Origin of the sequence: Variovorax robiniae, assembly GCF_037889955.1 — a bacterium.
Classification (GTDB): domain Bacteria; phylum Pseudomonadota; class Gammaproteobacteria; order Burkholderiales; family Burkholderiaceae_C; genus Variovorax; species Variovorax robiniae.
The window spans coordinates 199,095-226,031 of record NZ_JBBKZS010000010.1 but is presented as its reverse complement, the minus strand read 5'-3'; the positions used below and the strand labels follow the sequence as shown (position 1 = coordinate 226,031).

Annotated in this window: 20 protein-coding genes and 1 pseudogene; 16 read left to right on the top strand and 5 right to left on the bottom strand. The window is 66.3% G+C overall.

The genetic code is table 11. The annotated features are described in order from the left end of the window. The coding region (locus WKW79_RS22875; protein ID WP_340337499.1) for a LysR substrate-binding domain-containing protein at positions 1–699 on the bottom strand (699 nt) is incomplete at its 3' end. A gap of 148 nt (positions 700–847) precedes the next feature. Here WKW79_RS22875 and WKW79_RS22870 point away from each other — a divergent pair. The 3 genes and pseudogenes from WKW79_RS22870 to WKW79_RS22860 all read left to right on the top strand — a co-directional run bounded on the left by WKW79_RS22870 (position 848) and on the right by WKW79_RS22860 (position 5,173). After that, positions 848–1,819: a Bug family tripartite tricarboxylate transporter substrate binding protein gene (locus WKW79_RS22870; RefSeq protein ID WP_340337498.1), complete on the top strand. Its 972-nt coding sequence runs from the start codon at positions 848–850 to the stop codon at positions 1,817–1,819. Position 1,820: 1 nt separating this feature from the next. After that, positions 1,821–3,845: a 4-oxalomesaconate tautomerase gene (locus tag WKW79_RS22865; protein ID WP_340337497.1), complete on the top strand. Its 2,025-nt coding sequence runs from the start codon at positions 1,821–1,823 to the stop codon at positions 3,843–3,845. Between the two features lie 44 nt (positions 3,846–3,889). Then, positions 3,890–5,173 (top strand): annotated as a pseudogene (locus WKW79_RS22860) (porin). Positions 5,174–5,286: 113 nt separating this feature from the next. Here the strand turns inward: WKW79_RS22860 and WKW79_RS22855 are convergent. Both WKW79_RS22855 and WKW79_RS22850 read right to left on the bottom strand, forming a co-directional pair. Next, positions 5,287–5,619, bottom strand: coding sequence for a hypothetical protein (locus WKW79_RS22855; protein WP_340337496.1), 333 nt, complete (start codon positions 5,617–5,619; stop codon positions 5,287–5,289). Then, positions 5,616–6,665, bottom strand: a complete 1,050-nt coding sequence (locus WKW79_RS22850) for a LacI family DNA-binding transcriptional regulator (RefSeq protein ID WP_340337495.1) — start codon at positions 6,663–6,665, stop codon at positions 5,616–5,618. The genes WKW79_RS22855 and WKW79_RS22850 overlap by 4 nt, the downstream gene beginning before the upstream one ends. 115 nt (positions 6,666–6,780) lie before the next feature. Here WKW79_RS22850 and WKW79_RS22845 point away from each other — a divergent pair, with 115 nt between their 5' ends. Genes WKW79_RS22845 through WKW79_RS22825 form a run of 5 tightly spaced genes read left to right on the top strand, consistent with a single transcriptional unit; the run spans position 6,781 to position 12,829 of the window. Continuing rightward, positions 6,781–7,800, top strand: a complete 1,020-nt coding sequence (locus WKW79_RS22845) for a TRAP transporter substrate-binding protein (protein ID WP_340337494.1) — start codon at positions 6,781–6,783, stop codon at positions 7,798–7,800. Positions 7,801–7,859: 59 nt separating this feature from the next. Beyond that, positions 7,860–9,683 (top strand): TRAP transporter large permease, encoded by a 1,824-nt coding sequence (locus WKW79_RS22840; protein ID WP_340337507.1) that lies wholly within the window; start codon positions 7,860–7,862, stop codon positions 9,681–9,683. A 28-nt stretch (positions 9,684–9,711) separates the two neighbouring features. After that, a complete protein-coding gene (locus WKW79_RS22835; protein WP_340337493.1) occupies positions 9,712–10,251 on the top strand; it encodes a VOC family protein in 540 nt (179 codons plus the stop codon). Continuing rightward, positions 10,251–11,525, top strand: coding sequence for a ribulose-bisphosphate carboxylase large subunit family protein (locus tag WKW79_RS22830; protein ID WP_340337492.1), 1,275 nt, complete (start codon positions 10,251–10,253; stop codon positions 11,523–11,525). Before WKW79_RS22835 ends, WKW79_RS22830 begins: the two co-directional genes overlap by 1 nt. After that, complete coding sequence (locus tag WKW79_RS22825; RefSeq protein WP_340337491.1) at positions 11,525–12,829, top strand: four-carbon acid sugar kinase family protein; 1,305 nt, start codon at positions 11,525–11,527, stop codon at positions 12,827–12,829. The genes WKW79_RS22830 and WKW79_RS22825 overlap by 1 nt, the downstream gene beginning before the upstream one ends. Positions 12,830–12,928: 99 nt before the next feature. Here WKW79_RS22825 and WKW79_RS22820 read toward each other — a convergent pair whose 3' ends face one another. Next, positions 12,929–14,890, bottom strand: a complete 1,962-nt coding sequence (locus WKW79_RS22820) for a solute carrier family 23 protein (RefSeq protein ID WP_340337490.1) — start codon at positions 14,888–14,890, stop codon at positions 12,929–12,931. Positions 14,891–14,958: 68 nt separating this feature from the next. Continuing rightward, complete coding sequence (locus WKW79_RS22815; protein ID WP_340337489.1) at positions 14,959–15,090, bottom strand: hypothetical protein; 132 nt, start codon at positions 15,088–15,090, stop codon at positions 14,959–14,961. 326 nt (positions 15,091–15,416) lie between these two features. Here WKW79_RS22815 and xdhA point away from each other — a divergent pair, with 326 nt between their 5' ends. The 8 genes from xdhA to WKW79_RS22775 all read left to right on the top strand — a co-directional run bounded on the left by xdhA (position 15,417) and on the right by WKW79_RS22775 (position 26,562). Beyond that, positions 15,417–16,985, top strand: coding sequence for a xanthine dehydrogenase small subunit (gene xdhA, locus WKW79_RS22810; protein ID WP_340337488.1), 1,569 nt, complete (start codon positions 15,417–15,419; stop codon positions 16,983–16,985). Positions 16,986–16,987: 2 nt separating this feature from the next. Beyond that, positions 16,988–19,411, top strand: a complete 2,424-nt coding sequence (xdhB, locus tag WKW79_RS22805; protein ID WP_340337487.1) for a xanthine dehydrogenase molybdopterin binding subunit — start codon at positions 16,988–16,990, stop codon at positions 19,409–19,411. Positions 19,412–19,420: 9 nt separating this feature from the next. After that, positions 19,421–20,380 carry a LysR family transcriptional regulator gene (locus tag WKW79_RS22800; protein ID WP_340337486.1) on the top strand — a complete coding sequence of 320 codons (960 nt, stop codon included), beginning with the start codon at positions 19,421–19,423 and terminating at the stop codon, positions 20,378–20,380. 107 nt (positions 20,381–20,487) lie between these two features. Beyond that, positions 20,488–22,023, top strand: a complete 1,536-nt coding sequence (locus WKW79_RS22795; protein ID WP_340337485.1) for an ABC transporter ATP-binding protein — start codon at positions 20,488–20,490, stop codon at positions 22,021–22,023. Further along, positions 22,010–23,164: an ABC transporter permease gene (locus WKW79_RS22790; protein WP_340337484.1), complete on the top strand. Its 1,155-nt coding sequence runs from the start codon at positions 22,010–22,012 to the stop codon at positions 23,162–23,164. The genes WKW79_RS22795 and WKW79_RS22790 overlap by 14 nt, the downstream gene beginning before the upstream one ends. 2 nt (positions 23,165–23,166) lie before the next feature. Beyond that, positions 23,167–24,087, top strand: coding sequence for an ABC transporter permease (locus WKW79_RS22785; protein WP_340337483.1), 921 nt, complete (start codon positions 23,167–23,169; stop codon positions 24,085–24,087). A gap of 57 nt (positions 24,088–24,144) precedes the next feature. After that, on the top strand, positions 24,145–25,323 hold the full coding sequence (locus tag WKW79_RS22780; RefSeq protein WP_340337482.1) for a BMP family ABC transporter substrate-binding protein: 1,179 nt from the start codon (positions 24,145–24,147) through the stop codon (positions 25,321–25,323). 198 nt (positions 25,324–25,521) lie between these two features. After that, entirely contained in the window at positions 25,522–26,562 is a 1,041-nt protein-coding gene (locus WKW79_RS22775; RefSeq protein WP_340337481.1) for an adenosine deaminase, read from the top strand. Positions 26,563–26,937: the final 375 nt, after the last annotated feature.

The window sequence follows — 26,937 nt, the reverse complement described above, 5'->3', positions numbered from 1 at the left end:
CCCGAGCATTGTCGTCACGTGTTGCGTTTCGTAGATGCTTTGCGGCCGGCCCGGCAGGTTCGACAGCGCCTGGTCCAGCAACAGGCGATTCCCTGAAACCTTGCTGACCGAGATGTAGTCGTAGGCAGCCAACTCGGTCCATGTGACGCGACGCTTCTTCGCCAGCGGATGGTCCCGCCTGCAGGCCGCGACGAAGCGCTCCTCCAGCAGCGGCGTGAAGTCGATGTCCGTCTCCTGGCTGCCGACAAAGTTCAGCCCGAAGTCCGCCTCCCCGCGCGAGACGACCGACAGCACGTCGTTGGCGCTGGCGTCGAACACCTTCACCCGGATCTTCGGATAGCGCTCGTGATAGCGCGAGATCACCTGGGACAGGTAGTAGTAGACGGTGGACGGCACGCAGGCGATCGTCACTTCGCCCATGCGCGTACCCGCGACGCCCCGTATGCCCAGCAACGTCTGGTCGAGGTCGTCGAGCAACTGTTGCACCTTGCGGTCGAAGTCGCGGCCCACGGAAGTCAGGCTCACGCGCCGCGTCGTGCGTTCCAGCAGGCGCACGCCCAGCGCCTCTTCCAGTTTCTCGATGCGCCGGCTGAACGCCGGCTGCGACACGTGCAACGCGTCCGCTGCCTTTCGGAAGCTGCTGAGCTCGGCCACGGCACGAAAGGCCTGCAAGTCATTGAGGTTGAAGTTGATGGCCATGCGCGTCTCCTTGCGAAGTCTTATTGATCGACAGTCTGCATCAATCAATCCTGAATATGCAATTCACAGCATGGATCAATCCAAAGACCATTGGGTCACCGTCAAGGAACAGACCTTGGCACACAGATCCAAACCATCGGAGACATCCATGCAATTTCGTCGACACCTCGTCCTGGGTGCCCTCGCCTCGGCGGCCATCCTTGCCTGCGGGAGCGCGCTCGCTGCCTTCCCGGAAAGGGCGATCACCATCGTCGTGCCCACAGCCGCTGGCGGCGCCAATGACGCCATGGCGCGGGTCATCGGCCAGGCCATGTCGGTCGCCCTGAAGCAGCCGGTGATCGTCGACAACAAGGCCGGCGCCAACGGTGCCATTGCCAGCGAGTTCGTCATGCGGGCGCCGGCCGATGGCTACACGCTCATGCTCGGCTACATCGCCACGCACGCCATGAACCCTGCGCTGCAGAAGCTGCGTTACGACCCGGTCAAGGACTTCGAACCGGTGGGCATGGTCGGCTCCTCCGCGACCCTGATGGTCGTCAGTCCTTCCGTGAAGGCCCATAACGCCAAGGAACTGGTCGCGTACATCAAGGCGCACCCCAACCAGGTCAGCTACGCCTCGGCCGGGAACGGCACCGCGCCGCATTTCGCTGCGGAGATGTTCAAGCTCTCCACCGGCACCAGCATGCTCCACGTGCCCTACAAAGGTTCGGCACCCGCGGTCACGGACACCATCGGCGGCCAGACGCAGGTGATGTTCCCCAGCCTCTTCACCGCCATGCCCTACGTCAAGGGCGGCAAGCTGAAAGCCATCGGTGTCGCGGGCAGCAAGCGCTCGCCCTTGATGCCCGATGTCCCGACGCTCAAGGAACAGGGCATCGACAACGTCGACGTCTCGCAGTGGTACGCCATGTTCGCGCCGGCGAAGACGCCCAAGGCGGTGGTCGAGCAACTCAACAAGGCGCTCAACGAGGCGCTGGCGGACAAGACGGTCATCAAGAGGCTCGAGGACCACGGCGCCGAAGTCGAAACCATGTCGACAGAGCAGATGCGCACCTTCGTCCAGCAGGAGCAGGTCAAGTGGAAGAAGGTCGTGCAGGCCGCCAAGCTGACGGCGGACTGAGATGAGCAGGACACTTCCTTGCGTGCTGATGCGCGCGGGCACTTCGCGCGGGCCCTTCTTCCTGAAGGAGTGGCTTCCCGCGAACGAAGAAGAGCGTGACCAGGCCCTCATCGGCGCGATCGGCGCGTCGGATCCACTGCAACTGGACGGCGTCGGCGGCGGTAGCACTCTCAACAGCAAGGTGGCGATCGTTTCGCGCTCGCAGGAGCCGGGCTGCGACCTGGACTATCTGTTCGCGCAAGTGGGGGTGGGCCATCGCTCTGTCGATACGCGCCCCAACTGCGGCAACATGCTCTCCGGCGTCGCGCCCTTCGCGATCGAGCAGGGGCTGGTCGAACCGCAGGATGGCACGACCCGCGTACGCGTCTTCAACGTCAACACCCGGTCACGCATCGATGTGATCGTGCGGACGCCCGGCGGCCGCGTCACCTATGACGGCGATGCGCGCATCGACGGCGTCGCAGGAACGGCTGCGCCGATCCTGCTGAATTTCCTCGATGCCTGGGGTGCGGTGACGGGCAGCGTGTTTCCGACCGGCAAGCGCATCGACACGATCGATGGCATCGAGGTGACATGCATCGACGCGGCGATGCCCTTGATGATCGTCCGCGCACGCGACCTCGGCGTCACCGGAAGCGAGAAGCCGGCGGCGCTCGATGCGAACCCCGCGTTGCTGGAGCGACTGGAAAAGTTGCGCCTCCAGGCCGGATACCTGATGGGTCTCGGCGACGTGTCCGCCAGCGTCATTCCCAAGCCGGTCCTGGTCAGCCCGGGCGACTCGCCAGACAGCATCACCTCGCGCTATTTCACACCGAGTCGCTGCCATGCCTCGCATGCGGTCACCGGCGCCATTGGCGTCCTGAGCGCATTCGCGCTGCCCGGCACAGTCGCCAGCGCGATGGCGCGCGGCCCGGGCCGGCACCAGCTGGTCCTGCTGCACCCGGCAGGCCAGATCGATGTTGAGGTCGAACTGGAAGGCCATGGCGACCAGGCGGCGGTGACGGCCGCGGCCCTGGTGCGCACGGCCCGGAAGATCATGCAGGGCGAGATGCAGTTGCCCGACTACGTCTTCACGCGGCCCGAAGCCGTGGAGCAGCCGCCCGCGAGCTTCCCGCGCAAGCCCATCACGATCATCGTGCCGACCCGAGCGGGTGGCGGCAACGACACGATGGCCAGGATCATCGCGGCCAGGCTGAAGCCGCTGCTGGGCCAGGACGTGCTCGTCGACAACCGCGCCGGCGCCAACGGTGCCATCGCGAGCGAATACGTGGCGCGCGCTGAACCGGACGGCCACACACTGATGTTCGGCTACGTCGGAACGCATGCGATGAATCCCGCGTTGCAGAAGCTGGCGTACGACCCCGTCGCCGACTTCGAGCCCATCGGGCTGGTCGGCTCCTCGCCCACCTTGATGGTGGCGAACAACGACAGCGGCCTTGCAGACGTGCGAAGCCTCGTCCAGCGCTTGACCGGCTCGCCCCGCAGCATCCGCTACGCATCGGCCGGCGATGGAACGCCGCCGCATTTCGCGGCCGAACTGTTCAAGCAGAACACGGGTACGAAGATGAACGGAAGGACCTCCGATGGCGCCGCCCCCGCGATCCTCGACACCCTGGACGGGCGGACGCAGGTCATGTTCCCGAGCCTCTTCACGGCGTATCCGTTCATCCTCGATGGCCGACTGCGCGCCCTGGCTGTGGCGTCTGCATCGCGTCTCGACGCATTGCCCGAGGTGCCGACCTTGTCGGAGACGGGTATCGAGGGCGTCGATGTCTCGCAGTGGTACGGGCTGTTCGCGCCGGCACGCACACCCGCGGCCGTGGTCGCACAGATCAACCGTGCCCTCAACGAAGTGCTTGCCGATCCTCAGGTGATCGCGCGCTTCGAGAGCCAAGGCGCCAAGGTCGAGGCCGGGCCGCCGGCAGCGCTGCGCAAGCGCGTTCATGACGACCTCGGTCGATGGCAAGACGTGGTTGCCGAGGGCGCGCTCGCGCCTCAGGAGCTTGGCGTGCTTGCGCTGGATTGATCGCCCGCTTTCACACATCATTTTTCAACCGGGAGACACACGACATGAAAAGAACCTCGATCACCCTCGCGGCCCTGGCCGCTTCCGGCGCCGCCATGGCGCAATCGTCCCTCACGCTCTTTGGCGTCGCGGACGCCGCCGTCAGCTACTACAGCGCGAAGGGCGTGTACTACTACTCGCCCGTCGCCTCGCTGCCCCCGGTCGCCACGCCCATCGAGATGGGACGTTCGCTGACGGCCCTGTCCAGCGGCGGCAATGCCTCCAGCCGCGTCGGCTTTCGCGGAACGGAGGACCTGGGTGGCGGCCTGGCTGCCAGCTTCTGGCTCGAATCCGGCTTCAACCAGGACACCGGCGCGAACGCCATCGCGGCCTTCAGCAGGCGCTCCACGGTCAGCCTGTCGGGCGGCTTCGGCGAGCTTCGGCTGGGTCGCGACTATGTTCCGACCTACTGAAACGAGAGCGTGTTCGATCCGATGGGCGCGGTCGGCGTCGGCGAGAACCTGATCAAGACCGTCAGCGGCAGCATCGCCACCGTTCGCGGCCCGGGCTCGCTCATCGCGCCGAACGACAACGCGATCCGCGCGTCGAACAGCATCGGCTACTTCCTTCCGCGAAACCTCGGCGGCTTCTACGGACAGGTCATGTACTCGCTGCACGAAAACGTGGATTCGAGCAATGTGCCGGGCAGCCCGTCCAGCAAGGGACGCTACTACGGCGGTCGCTTCGGCTATGCCAACGGTCCCCTCGACGTGGCCATCGCCTACGGAGAAAGCACGGCCGCCGACACCACCACCTTGACCGCCGCAGGCATCGCGACCGGCGCGCGCTTCTCCGACAAGTTGAAGACCATCAACCTCGGCGCCTCCTGGGACTTCGGCATCCTGAAGCTGATGGGCGAACTGTCCCAGGTGCGCGACAGCACATCCACCGTGACCCCGGTCCGCGGCGTGGCCGGACCTGCGGTCAAGGAGAACGACAAGTACAACGGCGCGATGCTCGGCATGACAGTCCCGGTCGGTCCGGGAATGTTCAAGGCCTCGGTCGCCCGCGTGAACTTCGACAACGACCTCGGGCCCGTCCTGCCGGGGACGCCTGATCGCGACGCTTCGGTCAGCAAGCTGGCGCTGGGCTACGTTCACAACCTGTCGAAGCGGACCGCGTTGTACGCGACCGTGGCGCATGTCCGGGTGAAGAATGGCCAGAACAACCCGGCCATCATGGGCATCTACGCCGGCGGCCTGGCGAACGTGTCGGGCGGCACCGCCACCTCAGGCATCGCGCCGCGAAGTGCGAGAGGCTACGACTTCGGCCTTCGACATTCGTTCTGATTCCCCGGGGGGCGGCCGGCGTACTCCCTGCCGAGCGTGGACGATTGCGTGCGGCTGCACGCCTTTCCGCTGCGCGACGACGGAGCGGTTTTGCGGACCGGTCACGAATCCCGTCACCTGCCGTCCTTGCGAACACGATCCTCGACGGCCTGGGACGCGCGACGGTAGATGAGGATCATGGCAATCAACCCGGCCAGGGCCCCGAGGTTGATGACGAGCGCGAGCAGGAACACGATACCCGGCGCGTCCATGGCGAGGATGACGAGCACAAGCGACGCCGCCCAGAGTCCGCCCCATCGCAGGATGTACATGTCCATCCAAGTCTTGAGCCAGAGGTTGTTCCGCTTCGCGACGGCTTCAGCCTCTTCCGCAGACGCGGCATCCGGCACCGGCTCCAGCTGTGCGTTCGGTAGCCAGAAGCGGCGCCAGGTGGATGCCTTGGTCACGGCAGGTTCTCCCGAAAGATCACCTGGCTGCGCGTCGACTCCACGCCGATCAGCGCCTCACGCCCATCCCGCAAGTTGGTGAAGATGCGCACGCAACTCATCAACGTGGTCTGCGGGCTCTGGGTGATCACGGCATCCATGCTGCCGTCGATGAGCAGCGCGCGCGTGTCGGGCGTCAGGCCATGGCCGACGAACACCACCTTGTGGGCGCGCCCCGCTTCCTTGAGCGCACGCGCCACCCCATCCGATGCCCCGCCGATGTTGTAGATGCCGCCCAGCTCCGGATGCTGGTCGAGCAGGGCGCGGGTCTGGCGGTAGTTCTTCTCGGCATCGTCCTGGCCTTCACGCAGGCCCACCACTTCGAGGCGCTTGAACATCTCGTCGATGACGTGCAGGAAGCCGGCCTCGCGCTCCTCGTGCGCCTTGTAGCTGAGGCTGCCGGCGATCAGCGCCACCTTGGCCGATGCGCGCGGCCCGATGAAACGGCCGATGAGGTAGCCGGCCGTGCGCCCGGCCGCGCGGTTGTCGAGCCCGATGTAGGCCGCGCGCGCCGAGTTCGACAGGTCGGAGATCAGCGTGACCACCGGCACGCCCTGCGCGGCCAGCGTGGCGACGGCCTCGCGCACGGCAGGATGCTCCAGCGCCATCATCGCGATGCCGTCGCTGCGCTTGCCCAGGCGCAGCAGCGCGGCGGCCAGCGCCTGCGGATTGAAGCTCTCGATGGTCTCCGCGCGGCAACTCACGTTGAACGGCGCCCAGTGCTCCTGCGAGTAGCCGACCATGTCGCCGAGCATGCGGATGAAGCGGTTGGTGCCCGAGGGCAGCAGGAAGCACAGTCGCAGCGGCGGCCGCGTGAGCGCCGCATGGAGGCTGCTCTCCGGCAGGTAGTCGAGCGCCTTCGCGGCCTTGAGGACGCGCTGCGCCGTGGCGTCGCGCACCCCCGGACGGCGGTTGAGCACGCGGTCGACCGTGGCCGTCGACACCTGCGCCGCGCGCGCGATGTCGGCCACGCGGGCCCGGCCTGAAGCTTCAGTTTCGACCTTCATACATCAAAAACCATCAGACACATCGTTTGACGCATGACCGTGCTCCTCTTATCGTTCGCCTGAGTTTGATTCGATCATGCATCAAATCACATCAGAAACACAACGGAGACACCGCATGCAAACGATCACCCGCCGCAGCGCCTTGCGCGCGCTTTCCGCCCTCCCTGCCGCGGGCATCGTGACGGCCCTGCCACGCGTCGCGCGCGCTGCGGAGTTCTCGTACAAGTACGGCAACAACCTGCCGCTCACGCACCCGCTGAACATCCGCTCGCAGGAGGCGGCCGACCGCATCCTCAAGGAGACCAACGGCCGCGTCGAGATCAAGATCTTCCCGAACAACCAGCTCGGCGGCGACACCGACATGCTGGCCCAGGTCCGCTCCGGCGGCATCGACTTCTTCACGCCGTCGGCCCTGGTGATCGCCACGCTGGTGCCGGTCGCAGCCATCAACGCGGTCGGTTTCGCCTTCTCCGACTACAACCAGGTCTGGGGCGCGATGGACGGCAAGCTCGGCGCGCACGTGCGCGACGCCATCGCCAAGTCGCGCCTCTACGCCTTCGAAAAGATGTGGGACAACGGCTTCCGCCAGACCACCAGCAGCAAGGCGCCGGTGTCCAGTTCCAAGGACATGGACGGCCTGAAGATCCGCGTGCCGGTGAGTCCGCTGTCGATCTCGATGTTCAAGGGCCTGGGCGCCGCGCCGGCCAGCCTGCAGTTCAGCGAGGTGTACTCCGCGCTGCAGACGAAGATCGTGGACGCGCAGGAGAACCCGCTGCCGATCATCCAGGTCGCCAAGCTCTACGAAGTGCAGAAGTTCTGCTCCATGACCAACCACATCTGGGACGGCTACTGGTTCATTGCCAACGGCCGCACCTGGGAGGCGCTGCCGGCCGACCTGAAGACCATCGTGGCGCGCGCCATCAACGACGCCGGCATGCAGCAGCGCGAGGACATCAGGAAGCTCAACGAGTCGGTGGTGGGCGACCTGCAGGCCAAGGGCCTGACCATCAACCGGCCGACCGCCGACAGCTTCCGCGCCAAGCTGCGCGAGTCCGGCTTCTACGGCGAATGGAAAGGCCGCTTCGGCCCCGAGGCTTGGGCGCTGCTCGAAGGCGCCGTCGGCAAGCTCGCCTGATGTCCGCCGTGGCGCAACTCCTGCCCGCGAGCGCGGCGCCGTCGGGCGGTGCCGCTCGCATGGCCGCGCGCGTCGATGCCGCGCTGGGTACCGCGGTCGAGAGCATCGCCGCGGTGCTGGTGCTGGCCGAGATCTGCGTGCTGTTCGCAGGCGTCACGGCGCGCTATGTCTTCCATGCGCCGCTGGTGTGGTCGGACGAGCTCGCGTCGATCCTGTTCCTGTGGCTGTCGATGCTGGGTGCCGTGGTGGCGCTGCGCCGCGGCGAGCACATGCGGATGACGGCGCTGGCCGACAAGCTCTCGCCGTCGCGGCGCGCCATGCTCGACGCCTTTGCCATCGCAGCCTCGATCGCCTTCCTGGCGCTGGTGGCGTGGCCCGCTGCCGACTATGCGCACGAGGAATCCTTCATCGTCACACCGGCACTGGAGATCAGCAACGCCTGGCGCGCGGCGGCCTTGCCGATCGGCATCGTGCTGATGATCGTCGTGGCTTCGCTGCGCCTGGTGCGCGTGTGCAGCTGGCCGCAGGTCGCGGCTGCACTGGGTGGCGTCGCCGTGCTGGTGGGCGGCTTCTGGCTGGCGGGGCCCTTGCTGGCGCCGCTGGGCAAGCTCAACCTCGTGATCTTCTTCGTCGGCGTGGTCGCGGTCACGGTGTTCGCGGCGGTGCCGATCGCCTTCTCCTTCGCGCTGGCGACCTTCGGCTATCTCGCGTTGACCACGCGTACGCCGATGCTCGTGATGGTCGGTCGGCTCGATGAAGGCATGTCGCACCTGATCCTGCTGGCGGTGCCGCTGTTCATCTTCCTCGGCGCGCTGATCGAGATGACGGGCATGGCGCGCGCCATGATCCAGTTCCTGGCGAGCCTGCTGGGCCGCGTGCGCGGCGGGCTGTCCTATGTGCTGATCGGTGCGATGTACCTGGTGTCGGGCATTTCGGGCTCCAAGGTCGCGGACATGGCGGCGATTGCGCCGGTGCTGTTTCCCGAGATGAAGAAGCGCGGCGCCAAGCCCGGCGACCTGGTGGCGCTGCTGTCGGCCACCGGCGCGCAGACCGAGACCATCCCGCCATCGATCGTACTGATCACCATCGGCTCCGTCACCGGCATCTCGATCGCGGCCCTGTTCACCGGCGGTCTGATGCCGGCCGTCGTGCTCGGCGTATGCCTCTGCGCCGTGGTGTGGTGGCGCTACCGGCACGAAGACCTGAGCGGCGTGCAGCGCCATTCGATGGGCCAGATCGGCAAGCTGCTGGCCGTCGCCTTGCCGGCGGTGCTGCTGCCCTTCGTGATCCGCGCGGCGGTGGTGGAGGGCGTGGCCACGGCGACCGAGGTGTCTACCATCGGCATCGCGTACTCGACCGTCGTCGGCCTGGTCATCTACCGCCAGTTCGACTGGAAGCGGCTGCGCCCGATGCTGATCGAGACCGCATCGCTCTCGGGCGCCATCATCTTCATCGTCGGCTGCGCCACGGCCATGGCCTGGGGCCTCACGCAGTCGGGCTTCTCGCAGGACCTGGCGAAGTGGATGGCCGCGATCCCGGGCGGCAGCCTCGGCTTCCTCGCGATCTCGATCGTCGCCTTCATCGTGCTGGGCAGCGTGCTCGAAGGCATCCCGGCCATCGTGCTGTTCGGGCCGCTGCTGTTCCCCATCGCCAAGGCGGCCGGCGTGCACGAGGTGCACTACGCGATGGTGGTGATCTTCGCGATGGGCATCGGCCTGTTCGCGCCGCCCTTCGGCGTGGGCTACTACGGCGCCTGCGCGGTCAGCAAGGTCGACCCGATCGAAGGCATCCGGCATATCGGCGGCTACATCGTGGCGCTGCTGGTGGGCCTGGTGCTGGTCGCCGCCATTCCCTGGTTTTCCATCGGCTTCCTCAAGACCTGAAGCCCCACTTTCCTTCACGGAGCAAGCAATGAGTCGATTCCTCGGCGAGATTCGCCAACTGGGCTATGTCGTGCACGACATCGAGGCCGCCATGGACTACTGGAGCCGCACGCTCGGCGTCGGACCCTGGTACTACAACCCGAAGGTGCCCATCGTCAACTACACCTACAAGGGCGAGTCGCACCAGCCGCACAACTCGGTGGCGTTGGCCAATTCGGGCTTCGTGCAGGTCGAGCTGATCCAGACGCGCAACGACGTGCCCTCGATGTACCGCGACTTCCTCCAGGCCGGCCGCACCGGCCTGCAACACGTCGCCTACTGGACCGACGACTACGACGCCGACCTGGCCCGCCTCACGGCGCAGGGCTTCAAGCCGGTGATGGGCGGCGAGGTCGGCGAGCGCGGGCGCTTCATCTACTTCGACACCGAATACCACCCCGGCACCGTCATCGAGCTGTCCGAGGTCGCCGGACCCAAGGGCAAGATGTTCGACCTGATCCGCGAATCGTCGGTCGGCTGGGACGGCAGCGATCCCGTGCGCCCCTTCCCGGACCTGAGCAAGCTCTGATGGCGCTGCGCGACGATGGCCGCATCCATGCGCGCTACCTGATCGAGACGCCGCTGGCGCCCGAGGCCGTGGCCGAGGTCATGGCCGGCGAGCAGTCCTGCGGCACCTTCACGCGCGTGGAGGGCGAGACCGACGCGCTGCGCGCCCGCGCCCGCGCCACGGTGGTAGCCATCGAGGAACTGGCGCCGGCCGATGTGCCCTCGCTGCCCAACGCTTTGTTCGAACGCCGCAACGTTCGGGGTCCGTGGCGCAGGGCGCACGTCGACCTGTCCTTCCCGGTGGCGAACGTCGGCGCGAACCTGCCGACGCTGGCCGCCACGGTGGCGGGCAACCTGTACGACCTGGGCGAAGTCACCGGGCTGCGGCTGGAGTCGATGCATGTGCCGGCCAGCTACCGCCAGCGCTTCGAACTGCCGCGCCTGGGCATCGCGGGCACGCGGCGCGTGACGGGCGTCGCCGCCGGCGCATTGGTGGGGACCATCATCAAGCCCAATGTCGGCTTCTCGGCTGCCGAGACGGCCGAACTCGTGGGCCGCCTCTGCACGGCCGGCGTCGACTTCATCAAGGACGACGAGATCAGCGCCGACCCCGACCATGCCCCGCTGGCCGAACGCGTGCCGGCCGTCATGGCCGTGGTCCGTGCGCACCAGCAACGCACCGGCAAGCACGTCATGGTTGCCTTCAACATCACCGACGAGACGGATGCCATGAAGCGGCATGCGGACCTCGTCGAGCGCGAAGGCGGCTCCTGCGTCATGGCCAGCCTCAACTGGTGCGGCTTCTCGGCCATCCAGACCCTGCGCCGCCATACCGGACTGGCCGTGCACGGCCACCGCAACGGCTTCGGCGCGATCTCGCGGCACCCGATGCTCGGCATCGGTTTCCAGGCCTACCAGACGCTGTGGCGCCTCGCCGGTGTGGATCACATGCATGTGCATGGCTTGCAGGGCAAGTTCGCGCAGACGGACGAGGAGGTGATCCGTTCCGCGCACGACTGCTTCACGCCGTTGGCACAGGGCCTGGACGATGCGGTGATGCCGGCCTTCTCCTCTGGCCAGTGGGCCGGTACGGTGCCGGCGACCTGGGCCGCGATCGGACGGGACGACCTGCTGTTCATGTCCGGCGGCGGCATCCTGGCGCACCCGGGTGGCGCGGCCGCTGGGGTGCGCAGCATCCGCCAGGCATGGGAGGCGGTGCGTGGCGGCACATCGCTGGCCGAGGCCGCGCGCGGCGTGCCCGAACTCGCGCAGGCCTTGGCCTTCTTCGGCAAGTGATGGAGGGCGTCGCGTCGCCGCAGGTCGTCTTCTACGGCGACGACTTCACCGGCGCGACCGATGCGCTCGGCACTGCGGCTCGCGCCGGCATGCGCTCGCTGCTGTTTCTTGGCGTGCCGGAGGACGGGCAACTGCGCAGGGCCGGCGTGCTCGACTGCATCGGCATTGCCGGCGCCGCGCGATCGATGGCGCCCCATGAAATGCGTGCGGAGCTGGCGCCGGTGGCCGCGCTGTTCACCCGGCTCGGCGCCAAGGTGCTGCACTACAAATGCTGCTCGACCTTCGACAGTGCCCCGGAGGTGGGCAACATCGCCGTGGCTGTGGACGTGCTGCGCACGGGGGTGAAGCAATCCTGGGTGGCGGTGGTTGGCGGGCAGCCGGAGCTGCGGCGCTACTGCATCTTCGGCAACCTGTTCGCCGCGGCGGGGCAGGGCGGCGAAGTCCATCGCATCGATCGCCATCCGACCATGAGCCGCCACCCCGTCACGCCGATGCACGAGGCGGACTTGCGGCGTCACCTGGCCCTGCAAGGCCTGACGGGGCTGGGCTCGCTGCCGTACCCCACGTACGCACCTCCCGAGTCGGCGGTAAGTGAGGCGCTGGAGGCGCTGGTCGCGTCCGCGCCCGCCGGCGTGCTGTTCGACGTGGCGCAGCAGGCCGACCTGCCGCGGATCGGCCAGGCCCTGAATGCGAGCGCGCACGCCAACGGCAGCTTGCTGGCTGTCGGTCCCAGCAGCGTCCTGCAAGCGCTCGCGCCCGCTCGGCAGCCACCCGCGCCCGCGCCCGCGCCCGTCGCGCCGGCGAAGGGGCCGGCCTTCGTGCTGGCGGGCAGTCTCTCGCCCGTGACAGCGCGCCAGGTGGCCGCCGCCAGGTCCTTCGAAACCGCGTGGCTCGATCCCGCCGCGCTGGCAGACGCGCAACCGCACCACCTCGATGCGATCGCGCGCCAGATCTGCGAAAAGCTGGCAGCAGGCCGCAACGTGCTGGCCTGCACCGCTGAAGGCGCACCTTCATCGATCGTGTCGTCGAGGGCTCTGGCCGAAGCCGGCGGCGCCTTGCTAGCGCGCGTGTTGGCCGCTACGACGCTGCACCGCGTGGGCATCGCGGGCGGCGATACCTCGAGCCACGCCGTGAAGGCGCTCGACGCCTGGGGCCTGTCCTACCTCGCGGCGCTCTCGCCAGGCGCCTCGCTGTGCCGGCTGCACAGCGACGATCCAGCCCTCGATGGCTGCGAGATCATGCTCAAGGGCGGGCAGATGGGCGGCGAGGACGTCTTCGAGCGTCTGGTGCACGGCACGCCCTGAACGCTGCGCGCGTGCTGCGCAGGCAAAAAAAAAGTGCATCACTTGCGCGATGCACTTTCAAGGCCGCAGTGACGCGGCTCTGCTCAACCAAGAACTTTTCTAGTGCCCGTGTGCGTGCGCCTTTCCAAACGCTTGTGCACGGGCCGTTCCGATCGGGTTGGCGTTCGCCACCAGCTCGTTGAAACGGTAATTCGCGATCTTGGCAATTTCGATCAGACCAGCCGATCGCTCCACCCCCGTTGAATTGGCCATCCGGTGCCAGCCGTTGGCAAGCACCCGTTCGTAACGCTCAACCTCTTTCGCGCACACGATCAGCGGGAAGCCGAAGTGCTTGCGATAGGCGATGGCGAGTTCCAGCACTTCCTCGTGTTGCTTTTCTTCCAGGACGCCCATGCCGGCATCGGCGTGGTCCAGCAGGTAGGCGTTGTGCGCATCACCCTCGCTGCCCAGGTCGGCGAACGAGTTCATGAGTTGCAGTTGCTCCTCCTTGGTGCCGGTCAGCAAGGCATCCTGGAAGGCCGAGCGCAGGGCGATCGTGTCTGCGAAAGGCTTGCGCGCATAGGCCGCGTCCAGCACCCAGGGCGTGTTCTCGACCAGCCCGCCAAAGGTCCTGGTGAACTCGGCGCGGGACATCGCATTCACTTGGTCCAGCCCCACGAGATTGCCCGGCACGCCGGCCACCGCCGTGTGCGGGCTGCCGCCGGTGTGGTTGAAGATCACGTTCAGGATGATGGCCGACAGGGCGCCCAGCGTGATGCCGCTGCCGAACACGATTTCCGCCCACTTGGGGAAGGCGCCGGCCACGAAGGGCTGCGCCGTCACGAGCATGCCCAGGCCCAGGCTGGTGCCCAGGATCACGATGTTGCGGTGGTCGTTGAAGTCGCACTTCGACAGCGTCTGCACGCCCACCACCGCCACCGCCGCGAACATCGCCAGCGCCGCGCCACCCAGCACGGGATGCGGGATGCCGGCCACGATGGCGGCCGCCTTCGGCAGCGAGCCCAGGATGATCATGATGACGCCGGCTGCCACCACCACCCAGCGGCTCTTGATCTGCGTCAGCCGCACCAGGCCTACGTTTTCCGCGAAGCAGGTGTAGGGGAAGGAGTTCAGCACGCCACCAAGGAAGGTGGCCAGGCCGTCGGCGCGGATGGCGCGGGCGATGTCGTCGGGGCGGATGCGCTTCTGGACGATCTCGCCGGTGGCGTACACGTCGCCCGTGGTCTCCACCATGGTGATCATCATCACGATGATCATCGACAGGATCGCCGTGAAGCTGAAGGTCGGCATGCCGAAGTGGAAGGGCGAGGTGTAGCCGAACATCGAGGCCGAGGCGACGTCGTTGAAGTGCGCGTCGCCCAGCATCCATGCCACGAGTGTGCCGATGACCAACCCGATCAGCACCGCGATGGTGGCCATGAAGCCGCGGAATATGCGTTGGATGGCCACGATCAGCGCCAGCGTGCCGAAGGCGTAGGCCAGGTGCTTGAGCTGCACCGGGTCCTGGATCGCGAACGGACCCTTGCCCACCACGATGTCGTTGGCCGCCACCGGCAGCAGCGCGATGCCGATGATCAGGATCACGGAGCCCGTCACGATCGGCGGGAAGAAGCGCACCAGCTTGGCGAAGTAGGGCGCCGCGAAGAAGGTGAAGAGGCCCGCGAACAGCACTGACCCGTAGATGGCCAGCAAGCCGTCGGTGCCGCCACCCACGCCCATGCCGATGGCGATCATCGGACTCACCGCGGTGAACGTCACACCTTGCAGCAGCGGCAGGCGCACGCCCACCTTGCCGAAGCCCCAGGCCTGGATGATCGAGGCGATGCCGCAGGTGAACAGGTCAGCGTTGATCAGGTGGATGAGCTGTTCCTTGCTCAGGCCCAGCGCCCCGGCCAGGATGATGGGCACGAGCACCGCGCCCGCGTAGAAGGCCAGCACGTGCTGCAAGCCATAGGCCGCGAGCTTGGGAACGGGTAGTACTTCGTCGACCGGATGAACCTTCGAGGCCCGTGACGACGCGTTGGACGAAGCGCCGCCGACGGCGGAGCTGGATGGGCTCATGATGAATTCCTCTCTGTGCTGGTTTTTTGAACGTGCGAGCGGCGGGTGGGGAAGTTCGATCGGCGGACTCAGCCGAAGGCGTCGCTGCCGAGAGGAGCGGGACGTGGTGAGCTTTCGATGGGCGCAAGATCGCCAGGACTGGCGATCAGCCGGGTGCGGCGCGGCCCGGCAAGGCGGGCGGCCATGGTGACAGGCTTCATGTGATTCCTCCCTAACGACTGCAATCTTGTCGCTATATATTTTTATTTGCAATCAAGTTCGCGCAACGTTCGGGAAAACGTGAATCACGATGATCGCATCCGCGCAACATGCAACCAAAGCGTTGAATTTGCGGCCCCTGCGATGCCGGAGGCGCAGAATTGGCTGGCTGCAGTCCAGCCCCGATCGTTGTTGAAATGTTGGGCCAGCGACATATCGCACAACGAATGTTTCATATCGCCGCAAACGTATTCCACTGGGCGCCAGAACCACTAACTTAGCGCGATAGTCCGCATTTGCGGCGTCTTTCTTGCGAGCACCCACGAGCATGAGCACTCAACCCATCCGTTTTTTCCACCAGGGACGCGTTGTCGACGTCTCCGGCGTCCACCCCACCCGCACGGTTCTGGACTGGTTGCGCGAGGACGCGCGCTGCACCGGCACCAAGGAGGGCTGCAATGAAGGGGATTGCGGCGCCTGCACCGTGGTCATCGGCGAACTGGCCGCTCCCGGGGCGGCCGGCGCCGTCGGCGGGTTGCAACTCCAGACGGTCAACGCCTGCATCCAGTTCCTGCCGACGCTGCACGGCAAGGCCCTGTTCACCGTCGAGGACCTGAAGCGCCAGTGCGGCAAGGCCGTCGACACCGAGCAGCACGGCAAGCATGCGGTGCAATGCCTGCATCCGGTGCAGCAGGCGCTGGTCGAGTGCCACGGCTCGCAATGCGGCTTCTGCACGCCGGGTTTCGTGATGTCGCTCTGGTCGAGCTACGAGCATCACCAGACAGCGGGCACCCAGCCCTCGCGCCAGCAACTGGCCGATGAACTGTCCGGCAACCTCTGCCGCTGTACCGGCTACCGGCCGCTCCTCGACGCCGGCCAGCGCATGTTCGACCTCCCGGCCGTACGCCTGGACACCCAGCCCGTGGTGCAGGCGCTGAGCGCGCTGCAGCGCGAAGGCACCTTCGAATACAGCGCCACGGCGGGCGAGCGCATCGATCGTTTCCACGCGCCCAAGACCCTTGCCGAACTGGCCGCGCTGCGCGAGCGCCTGCCGGGCGCCCAGGTGCTGGCGGGCTCGACCGACGTCGGCCTGTGGGTCAACAAGCAGTTCCGTGACCTGGGCGACATCATCTACGTCGGCGACGTGGCCGAGATGAAGACGGTCGACGAGCGCAATGGCGAGCTCTACATCGGCGCTGGCGCCTCGCTCGAAGACGCCTGGCGCGCGCTGGCCCAGCGCTTCGAGGGCCTGACCGATGTCTGGCTGCGCTTTGCCTCGCCGCCCATCCGCAATGCCGGGACCATGGGCGGCAACGTCGCCAATGGCTCGCCCATCGGAGACTCACCGCCGATCCTCATGGCGCTCGATGCGCAGATCGAACTGCGCCAGGGCGCGCGGGTTCGACGCATGCCGCTGGTCGACTTCTATGTCGACTACATGAAGAACAAGATGGAGCCCGGCGAGTTCGTGCAGGCGGTCTCGGTGCCGCTGTCGGTCGCGTCGCGGCGCGTGCGCGCCTACAAGATCAGCAAGCGCTTCGACTGCGACATCTCGGCCCTGTGCGCCGGCTTCTCGATCGAGCTTGAAGGCGACGTGGTCAAGGAAGTGCGCCTGGCCTACGGCGGCATGGCTGCGATCGTCAAGCGTGCCGCAGGCGCGGAGGCCGCTCTGCTCGGCAAGCCCTTCACGCAGGCCAGCGTGAACGCCGCCAAGCTGGCGCTGGCGCAGGACTTCAAGCCACTCTCGGACATGCGTGCATCGGCCGCTTATCGGCTGCAGGTGGCGCAGAATCTCATCCAGCGTCTCTGGCTCGAAACGCGTGCCTCGGATGCCTTGCCGGTGGAGTCCACCAGCGTCTGGAGTGTGATGCCGCACGTCGTTGCTGAAGGAGCCTGAAAGTGAACAAACCCATCGACGCCCGCCTGCTGCAAACCGCGGAGGCTTTCGCGGACTACCTCAAGAACGCGGCTGCCCGCATCGACGTGGCGGCCGAAGCCAAGGCCCATGGCGACGGCGCCCGCGTCGGCATCAGCCGGCCTCACGAATCGGCGCAATTGCACGTGGCTGGCGAGGCCACCTACATCGACGACATCCCCGAACTGGCCGGCACGCTGCATTGCGCGTTGGGCCTGTCGCCCGTGGCCAACGGCCGGCTCACCGGCATGGACCTCGACAAGATCCGCGCGATCCCCGGCGTGGTGGCCGTGCTCTCCGCTTCGGACATTCCCGGTACCAACGATTGCGGCTCGATCATCCATGACGACCCCATCCTTTGTCATGGCGACATCCGCCACCTCGGCCAACCCGTGTTCGCGGTCGTTGCCGAAACGCGCGACATCGCCCGCCGCGCCGCCGCGAAGGCCAAGTCGGTGCTCACCATCGAGGCCGAGCCGCCGGTGCTGACGCCACGCCAGGCCCACGAGAAGGGCCAGTACGTGCTGCCGCCGATGCACCTGGAGCGCAGCACAAACGAAGGTGGCGCCAAGGCCGCCATCGCCAAGGCGCCGCACCGGCTCAAGGGCAGTTTCGATGTCGGCGGCCAGGAGCAGTTCTACCTGGAAGGGCAGATCAGCTACGCCATCCCCAAGGAGGCCGGCTCGATGCATGTCTATTGCTCGACCCAGCATCCCAGCGAGATGCAGCACATGGTCGCGCATGCACTGCACCTGCATGCCAATGAAGTGCATGTCGAATGCCGGCGCATGGGTGGTGGCTTCGGCGGCAAGGAATCGCAGTCGGGGTTGTTCGCCTGCGTCGCGGCCATCGCTGCCAACCATGTGAAGCGCCCGGTCAAGCTGCGTCTTGACCGTGACGACGACTTCATGATCACCGGTCGCCGTCACTGCTTCTGGTACGAATACGAAGTCGGCTACGACGACGAGGGCCACATCCTCGGCGCGGAAATCACGATGGTTTCGCGCGCCGGCCATTCGGCCGACTTGTCGGGCCCGGTGATGACCCGCGCCATGTGCCACTTCGACAATGCCTACTGGCTGCCGGACGTGTCGATGCACGGCTATTCGGGCAAGACCAACACGCAGAGCAACACGGCCTTCCGTGGCTTCGGCGGCCCGCAGGGCGCGATTGCCATCGAGAACATCATGGACACGATCGCCCGCAAGCTCGGGCGCGATCCACTCGACGTGCGCCGCACCAACTTCTACGGCAAGACCGAGCGCAACGTCACGCCTTACGACCAAGTGGTGTCGGACAACATCATCGACAAGCTGGTCACGCAACTGGAAGACAGCAGCGACTACCGCGCACGCCGCGCCGCGGTCGAGGCGTTCAATGCGACGAGCCCGGTGCTCAAGCGCGGCATCGCGCTGGCGCCACTGAAGTTCGGCATCTCCTTCAACGTCAAGCACTTCAACCAGGCCGGCGCGCTCGTCCACGTCTACACCGACGGCTCCATCCTGGTGAATCATGGCGGCACTGAAATGGGCCAGGGCCTGAACACCAAGGTGGCCCAGGTCGTGGCGCATGAACTGGGCGTGAGCTTTGAATCCGTGCGCGCCACCGCCACGGACACCACCAAGGTCGCCAACACCTCGGCCACCGCGGCGTCCACCGGCGCCGACCTCAACGGCAAGGCCGCGCAAGATGCGGCACGCCAGATCCGCGAGCGCCTGGCCGCCTGCGCCGCTGCGCGCCATGGCGGGGAGGCCTCGGCCGTCCGATTCGCCAACGACAAGGTCGAAGTCAACGGTCGCACCATCGACTTCGCCACGCTCGTCGGCGAGGCCTACATCGACCGCGTGCAGCTCTGGTCCGATGGCTTCTATGCCACCCCCGGCCTGAGCTGGGACCGCGAGAAGATGAAGGGCAACCCCTTCTACTACTTCGCCTATGGCGCGGCGGTGAGCGAGGTCATCATCGACACGCTGACCGGCGAGTGGAAGCTGCTGCGCGCCGACATCCTGCACGACGCGGGCCGCTCGCTCAATCCGGCGGTCGACATCGGCCAGGTGGAGGGCGCCTTCATCCAGGGCATGGGCTGGCTCACGACCGAGGAACTGGTCTGGCACCCGCAAAGCGGCAAGCTCACCACGCACGCACCGAGCACCTACAAGATCCCGACCGCCAACGATTGCCCGCCGGTGTTCAACGTTCGCCTGTTCGAAGGCGACAACTTCAAGGACTCGATCCACCGCAGCAAGGCCGTCGGCGAGCCGCCACTGCTGCTCCCGTTCTCGGTGTTCTATGCGATCCGGGACGCGGTGTCGGCCGTGGCCAACCACAAGAACGACCCGCCGCTGCGCGCGCCCGCGACCAGCGAAGCCATCCTCGACGCCATCACGGCGGTCCAGTCGGCCGCTTGACGAGGCGTCATGAGAGACAACGCGCTTCTCGACAAGATCGACCTGCATCTCATCCGGGTGCTGTACACGGTCTTGACGGACAGGAGCGTGTCGCGCGCGGCCATCCGGCTCGGCATGTACCAGCCGGCGGTCTCGGCCGCACTCAAGCGCCTGCGTGACCTCTCGGGTGACCCGCTGCTGGTGCGCTCCGGCACTGGCATGGTGCCCACCGATGCCGGCCTGCGCATGATCGAGCCCAGCGCCAGCATCCTGCGCGCGGCGGAGGTGCTGTTCAGCGATGCACGCGGCTTCGACCCACAGACTGCCACCGCGACCTTCCGCATCGCCGCCAGCGACTACCTGGACCCGCTCTTCCTGCCGATGCTCGTGGCGCAGATCAAGAGCCAGGCGCCGCTCTGCAAGATCGAGATCCATCCGTTGTCGCCCGACTCCGACTACCACGCCCACCTGTCGCTGGGCCATGTCGACCTGGTGATCGGCAACTGGCTCAAGCCGCCGGAAGACCTGCACATGGCGAAGCTCTTCGCCGACGAGGTGGTGTCGCTGGTCTGGAAGGATCATCCGGCCGCGCGGCGCGGCTGGGACGCACGCACCTGGCTTGCCGCCGAGCACATCGCGCCGACGCCGACACACCCCGGCGCACGTGGCGTCATCGACCAGATGCTCGATGAGCTCAACCTGCAGCGCAACATCACGGCGCGCTGCGCGCACTTCAGCCTGATGCCGGACATGGTGGCATCGAGCTTGCTGGTGCTGACCACGGGCCGTCAGTACTGCGAGCGCCTGGTGGGCCGCCTGCCCGTCACCATCATGGAATGCCCGGTCGCGCTGCCGCAGTTGATGTACTACCAGCTCTGGCACGAGCGAACCCACACATCCATCTCCGCGCAATGGTTGCGCGAGCGAAGCAAGAACGTCGCCGCATCGCTGCGGTCCAGCAGCGGAGGGGCGATCAAACAAAAGGCCTAAGGCCGGTCCACCAGTAGGGGGTGATAAAAAGGACAGCGACTGACGTCGTTCCGCGGGACGGACGGTCAGCGACTGATCCAGATGAAAAATGACAACGCGCAAAGGTCATGACACCCTACAGACTCCAGCTTTCGAACATCACGAAGCGCTATCCGTCCGTGGTCGCGAACAGCGACGTTTCCCTCACCGTCCAGCCCGGTGAAGCCCATGCCGTTCTCGGCGAGAACGGTGCCGGCAAGTCGACGTTGATGAAGATCATCTACGGCTCGGTGAAGCCGGATGAAGGCACCGTCAGTTTCAACGGCCAACCGGTCAACATCCGAAATCCGCAAGAGGCGCGGGCGCTGGGCATCAGCATGGTGTTCCAGCACTTCAGCCTGTTCGACACGCTCACCGTGGCCGAGAACGTCTGGCTCGGGCTCGACAAGAGCCTGGCGCTGGCCGAGGTGGCCCGTCGCGTCGAAGCCAAGGCCAGCGAATACGGCCTCGACATGGACCCGACGCGACCGGTCCACACGTTGTCGGTCGGCGAGATGCAGCGCGTCGAGATCATTCGCGCGCTGCTCACCAATCCCAAGCTGCTGATCCTCGACGAGCCGACCTCGGTGCTGACGCCGCAGGCGGTGCAAAAGCTGTTCGTGGTGCTCAAGCAGTTGACGGCCGAGGGTTGCAGCATCCTCTACATCAGCCACAAGCTGCATGAGATCCGCGAGCTGTGCAGCGCCTGCACGGTGCTGCGCGGCGGCAAGGTCACGGGCGTGTGCAATCCGCAGCAGGAGAGCAATGAATCGCTGTCGCGCCTGATGATCGGCGCCGAGCCGCCGCCGTTGCAGCATCGCCAGGTCAAGGTCGGCGGAGTGGCGCTGCGGGTGAAGGGGCTCACGCTGGCGCGCGAAGACCAGTTCGGCGTCGACCTGGACGGCGTGAACATGGAAGTGCGTGGCGGTGAGGTGGTCGGCATCGCTGGCGTCTCGGGCAACGGGCAGAAGGAACTGCTCTACGCGCTCTCCGGTGAGGACACGCGCGCCGAGGCCGGCATGATCGAGATGTTCGGCCAGGCGGCGGCGCGAATGCGACCTCGAGGCCGACGCAGGCTCGGCATGCACTTCGTGCCCGAGGAACGCCTGGGCCGCGGTGCGGTGCCCACGCTGAGCCTCGCTCACAACATGCTGCTGACGCGCGACAACGCGATCAGCAAGAGCGGCTGGATCCGCACCGGCGCCTTGCAGGGCCACGCGGCCGAGATCATCAAGCGCTTCAACGTCAAGGCCGGAGGCCCGGGCTCGGCGGCACGTTCGCTGTCGGGCGGCAACCTGCAGAAGTTCATCGTCGGGCGCGAGATCGATGCCAACCCCAAGTTGTTCATCGTGGCGCAGCCGACCTGGGGCGTGGACGTGGGTGCGGCGGCGCTGATCCGCGCCGAGATCCTCGCGTTGCGCGATGCGGGCTGCGCGGTGCTGGTGGTGAGCGAGGAGCTCGACGAGCTGTTCGAGATCAGCGACCGCCTGTATGTGATCGCCAAGGGGCAGTTGTCGCCCTCGGTGGATCGGGCCGCGGCCACGGTGCCGCAGATCGGTGAATGGATGAGCGGACTCTGGCAAGGCGCCGCCGCAGCAAGGGAGGCCGCACATGCTCAAGCTTGAAGCCCGTCCGCAGCTTTCCAAATTCTGGAGCTACGGTTCGCCCATCCTGGCGCTGCTGATCACGGTGCTGATCGGCATGGCGCTGTTCGCGGCGCTCGGCAAGGACCCGGTCAAGGGCCTGCTGGTGTTCTTCTACGAGCCGATCAAGAACGGCTATGCCATCGGCGAGTTGATGGTCAAGGCGACGCCGCTGCTCATCATCGCGCTGGGCCTGGCCGTCTGCTTCCGCTCCAACGTGTGGAACATCGGCGCGGAAGGGCAGTTCGTGATTGGCGCGATCTGCTCGTCCTTTGTCGCCGTGACGGCGGACAAGAGCACGGGCCCGTGGATCGTGCCGGCCATCATCCTGGCGGGCATCCTGGGCGGCATGGCCTGGGCGGCGATCGCGGCGGTGCTGCGGGACAAGTTCAATGCGAACGAAATCCTCGTCACGCTGATGATGGTCTACATCGCCATCCTGGTGCTGGGCTATGTGGTGGCCGGACCGCTGAAGGATCCGGCGGGCTTCAACTTCCCGCAGAGCCGGCCCTTCGACGTGATCACGCAGATACCGCGCCTCATGAAGGGCTCGCGCGTGAGCATCGGGCTGGTGATCGCGCTGCTGGGTGTCGCTGCGCTGTGGGTGTTCCTGTTCCGCACCCGGGCCGGCTTTGCGCAGCAGGTCGGTGGCCTCGCGCCGGCGGCTTCGCGCTATGCGGGCTTCTCGGCCCGGCGCGCAGTGTGGATCGCCTTGCTGACCTCTGGCGCTGCGGCCGGCCTGGCGGGTGCGCTCGAAGTCGCCGGCCCGATCGGCCAGCTCACGCCCTACCTGCCGGTAGGCTACGGCTTCGCGGCCATCATCGTGGCCTTTGTCGGGCGGCTGCATCCGGTGGGGATGGTGTTCTCGGCCATCCTGATGAGCATGTTCTACATCGGCGGTGAACTCGCGCAGTCGCGCCTGGGCCTGCCGAAGTCGCTGACCGGCGTGTTCCAGGGCCTGTTGCTGTTCACGCTGCTGGCCTGCGACACGCTGATTGCCTACCGCATCCGGCGCAAGGCGGCACCCCGGCCCATGGCACAGGCCGTGGGCACCGCCTCGCTGCAAGCCAGCACCCCCCTCACTGCGCAACCCGTTGCACGCGTCACCGAAGGAGCGCTCTGAACATGGACTCGTACGCACTCCTGCTGGGCTCGATGCTCAGCGCCGGCACCGTGCTGGCCATTGCCGCGCTCGGCCTGCTCATCAACGAGAAGGCCGGCATCGTCAACCTCGGCGCCGAAGGGCTCATGCTCTGCGCCGCCATCGCGGGCTTCGCGGTCACCGTGAAGACCGGCAGCAGTTGGCTTGGCTTCCTGGCAGGCATGGCCGTTGGTGGCTTCCTGTCGATGCTGTTCGGCTTCCTGGTGATCTGGCTCAACACCAACCAGTACGCAACCGGGCTGGCGCTGAGCCTGTTCGGGGTCGGATTCTCGGCCTTTGCCGGCAAGGACTACGTGCAGGCCAAGCTGCCGGAGAGTCTGAAGTTCAGCATCCCGGGGCTGGGTGACCTGCCGGTGGTTGGGCCGGCGCTGTTCCAGCATCACCCGATCGTCTACTTCGCGGTGTTCCTGACCTTCGCGCTGATCTGGTTCCTGTTCCGCACGCGCACGGGCCTGGTGTTGCGCTCGGTCGGTGAGTCACCCGAATCGGCGCATGCGCTGGGCTATCCCGTGCGTCGCATCCGCCTGCTGGCCGTGATCGCCGGCGGCGCGCTGTGCGGGCTGGCGGGCGCCTACTTGTCCGTGGTCTACACGGGCCTGTGGGTGGAAAACATGGTGGCCGGCAAGGGCTGGATCGCGCTGGCGCTGACCACCTTCGCCACCTGGCGGCCGGCCCGCGTCTTGCTTGGTGCCTACCTGTTCGGCGGGGTCACGATGCTGGGCTTCCACCTGCAAAGCGTGGGGGTCGACGTGCCGAGCCAGTTCCTGAACATGATGCCGTACGTCGCGACCATCGTGGTGCTGGCGCTGATCTCCCGCAACCCGGCGTTCATTCGCGTGAACATGCCGGCCTCGATCGGGAAACCGTTCTACCCCGGTTCATAATCCGCCCGGATTTGTGTTTTTGTGTTTGCCAACCCGTCCCCTTTGAGGATTTCGACAATGACTGATCTGATGAACAAGCGTGCCCTGCTCAAGTTGGCCGCCATGACCGCTGTGGCCTCGGCCGCGCTCGTGGGCTGCGGCAAGAAGGAAGAGGCCGCGGCGCCCGCTGCACCGCCGGCCGCTCCGGCACCTACCGCCGCCGCGCCTGCACCGGCGCCGGCCGCCGCGGGTCCGCTGAACATCGCCTTCGCCTATGTCGGCCCCGTGGGCGACGGCGGCTGGACCTTCGCGCACGACAACGCCCGCAAGGCGCTGGAGAAGGAATTCGGCGACAAGATCAAGACCAGCTTCGTCGAAAGCGTGCCGGAATCGGCCGACGCCGAGCGCGTGTTCCGCGAAATGGCCAGCTCGGGCAACAAGCTGATCTTCGGCACCACCTTCGGCTACATGGAGCCCATGCTCAAGATCGCGCCGGACTTCCCGGACGTGAAGTTCGAGCATGCCACCGGCTACAAGACCGCGCCGAACATGCGCACCTACGACAGCCGCACCTATGAAGGCGCGTACATGGCCGGCGTGATCGCGGGCGGCATGACCAAGACCAACCAGCTCGGCGTGGTCGGCTCGGTGCCGATTCCCGAAGTGCTGCGCAACATCAACAGCTTCACCATGGGCGCGCAGTCGGTCAACCCGAAGATCACGACCAAGGTGGTGTGGGTCAACGAATGGTTCAGCCCGCCGAAGGAAACCGAAGCCGCCACCACCCTCATCAACGGCGGCGCCGACGTGCTGTTCCAGAACACCGACTCGCCCGCCGTGCTGAAGACGGCGCAAGAGAAGGGCAAGCGCGCCTTCGGCTGGGATTCGGACATGACTGCCTATGGCCCCAAGGCCCACCTGGCATCGGCCGTGATCAACTGGACCCCGTACTACATCAAGGCCACGCAGGACGCGCTCGACAACAAGTGGACGACCGGCCAGGCCTGGTGGGGCGTGAAGGAAGGCGCGATCGACATCGTCTCGATCGCCGAAGACGTGCCGGCCGAGATCAAGACCAAGGTCGAAGAAGTCAAGAAGGGCCTGAAGGACGGCAGCTACCAGATCTGGAAGGGCCCGATCACCGGCAACGACGGCAAGGAACTCATTGCGGCCGGCGCCGTGGCCGATGACAAGTTCCTGTCGGGCGTGAACTTCTACGTCAAGGGCGTGGACGGCAAGGTGCCCGGCGGCAAGTAACTCGCTCGCCTTGCTGATGAAGGGCCGCTTTCAAGCGGCCCTTTGTCTTTTTGAGGCTCATGAAAGCGGACAGCCGAACGCAGAAGAAAGACAAAAGTACGCGGAAGTCGCAGAAGGATTCAAAGAAAATCTTGGCATTCCTTTTGCGACTCGCTGCCCGCTCCCGAATCGCGGCCCTTCCAACGTCCAACACCCACCATGACCACTGTCCGCCCCATTGCCCAAGACCGCCTGCCCGCGCTGCTGCGCGCCATGCCCAAGGCCGAGCTCCACATGCACATCGAGGGCTCGCTGGAGCCCGAACTGATCTTCGCGCTGGCGCAGCGCAATGCGGTGAGCATTCCCTACGCGAGCGTCGAGGATCTGCGGCGCGCCTATGCCTTCACCAACCTGCAGAGCTTCCTCGACATCTACTACGCCGGCGCCAGCGTGCTGCTGAAGGAGCAGGACTTCTACGACATGGCCTGGGCCTACCTGGAGCGTGCGGCGGCCGACAACGTCATCCACTGCGAGATGTTCTTCGACCCGCAGACGCACACGGCGCGCGGCGTCGACGTCAAGGTCGTGATCGATGGCCTGCACCGCGCCTGTGTCGATGCCAAGGCCAAGCTGGGCGTGAGCGCCGCGCTGATCCTCTGCTTCCTGCGCCACCTGAGCGAGCAGGAGGCCTTCGAGACGCTGGAGCAGGCGCTGCCGTACCGCGACAAGTTCATCGGCATCGGCCTCGATTCGAGCGAGGTCGGCCATCCACCCGAGAAGTTCGCCAAGGTGTTCGCGCGCTGCCGTGAACTGGGCTTCCACCTCGTCGCGCACGCGGGCGAGGAGGGGCCGCCTGCTTATGTCTGGAGTGCGTTGGACGTGCTCAAGGTCGAGCGCATCGACCATGGCGTGCAGAGCAGCAAGGACCCGGCGCTGATGAAGCGCCTGGCACAGGACAAGATCCCGCTGACCGTCTGCCCGCTGTCCAACCTGAAGCTCTGCGTGTTCCCGGACCTGTCGAAGCACAACCTCGGGGCCTTGCTCGACGCGGGCCTCGTCGCCACGGTCAACTCCGACGACCCGGCCTACTTCGGCGGCTACATGAACGAGAACTTCACGCAGACCTTCGCCGCGACCGGGCTGACGTCGCAGCAGGCCTGGCAGCTCGCGGCCAACAGCTTCAACGGCAGCTTCATCGACGCTTCGGCGAAGAAGGCGTACGTGGATCGGCTCAACGCGGCTTTCGAGACCTTTGCTTAAAGGCCGTGTTGAGCGTTGCGAGACCTGGTTTCAAGGCCACCCTCAGTTCCATTGAATTCCAGACCAAGATCCGATTGGGCTAAACCTTCGCGGTCGCCAGCGCCCCATGGACCGCAGAGTTTGATGAAGCTCGACGCAAGTGAATTTTGAGTGCGAGGGAAAAAGTAGCAATCGAGCCGCTGTGGCCGAGCATGGCAACCAGCCAAAATAGGGCCTAACAGAGGGAGAACAAGATGTCTTTGACGGGATTGGTTTCTGTGCTGACGGGCGCGGGCGTCGCAACGGGTGTAGTCGCGGCGTGCCTATGGTTCAAGGCAAGCAAGTCAACGACCCCATTGCCCCGCAGAGAGTCGGATGAAGTGATGACCATGGAGG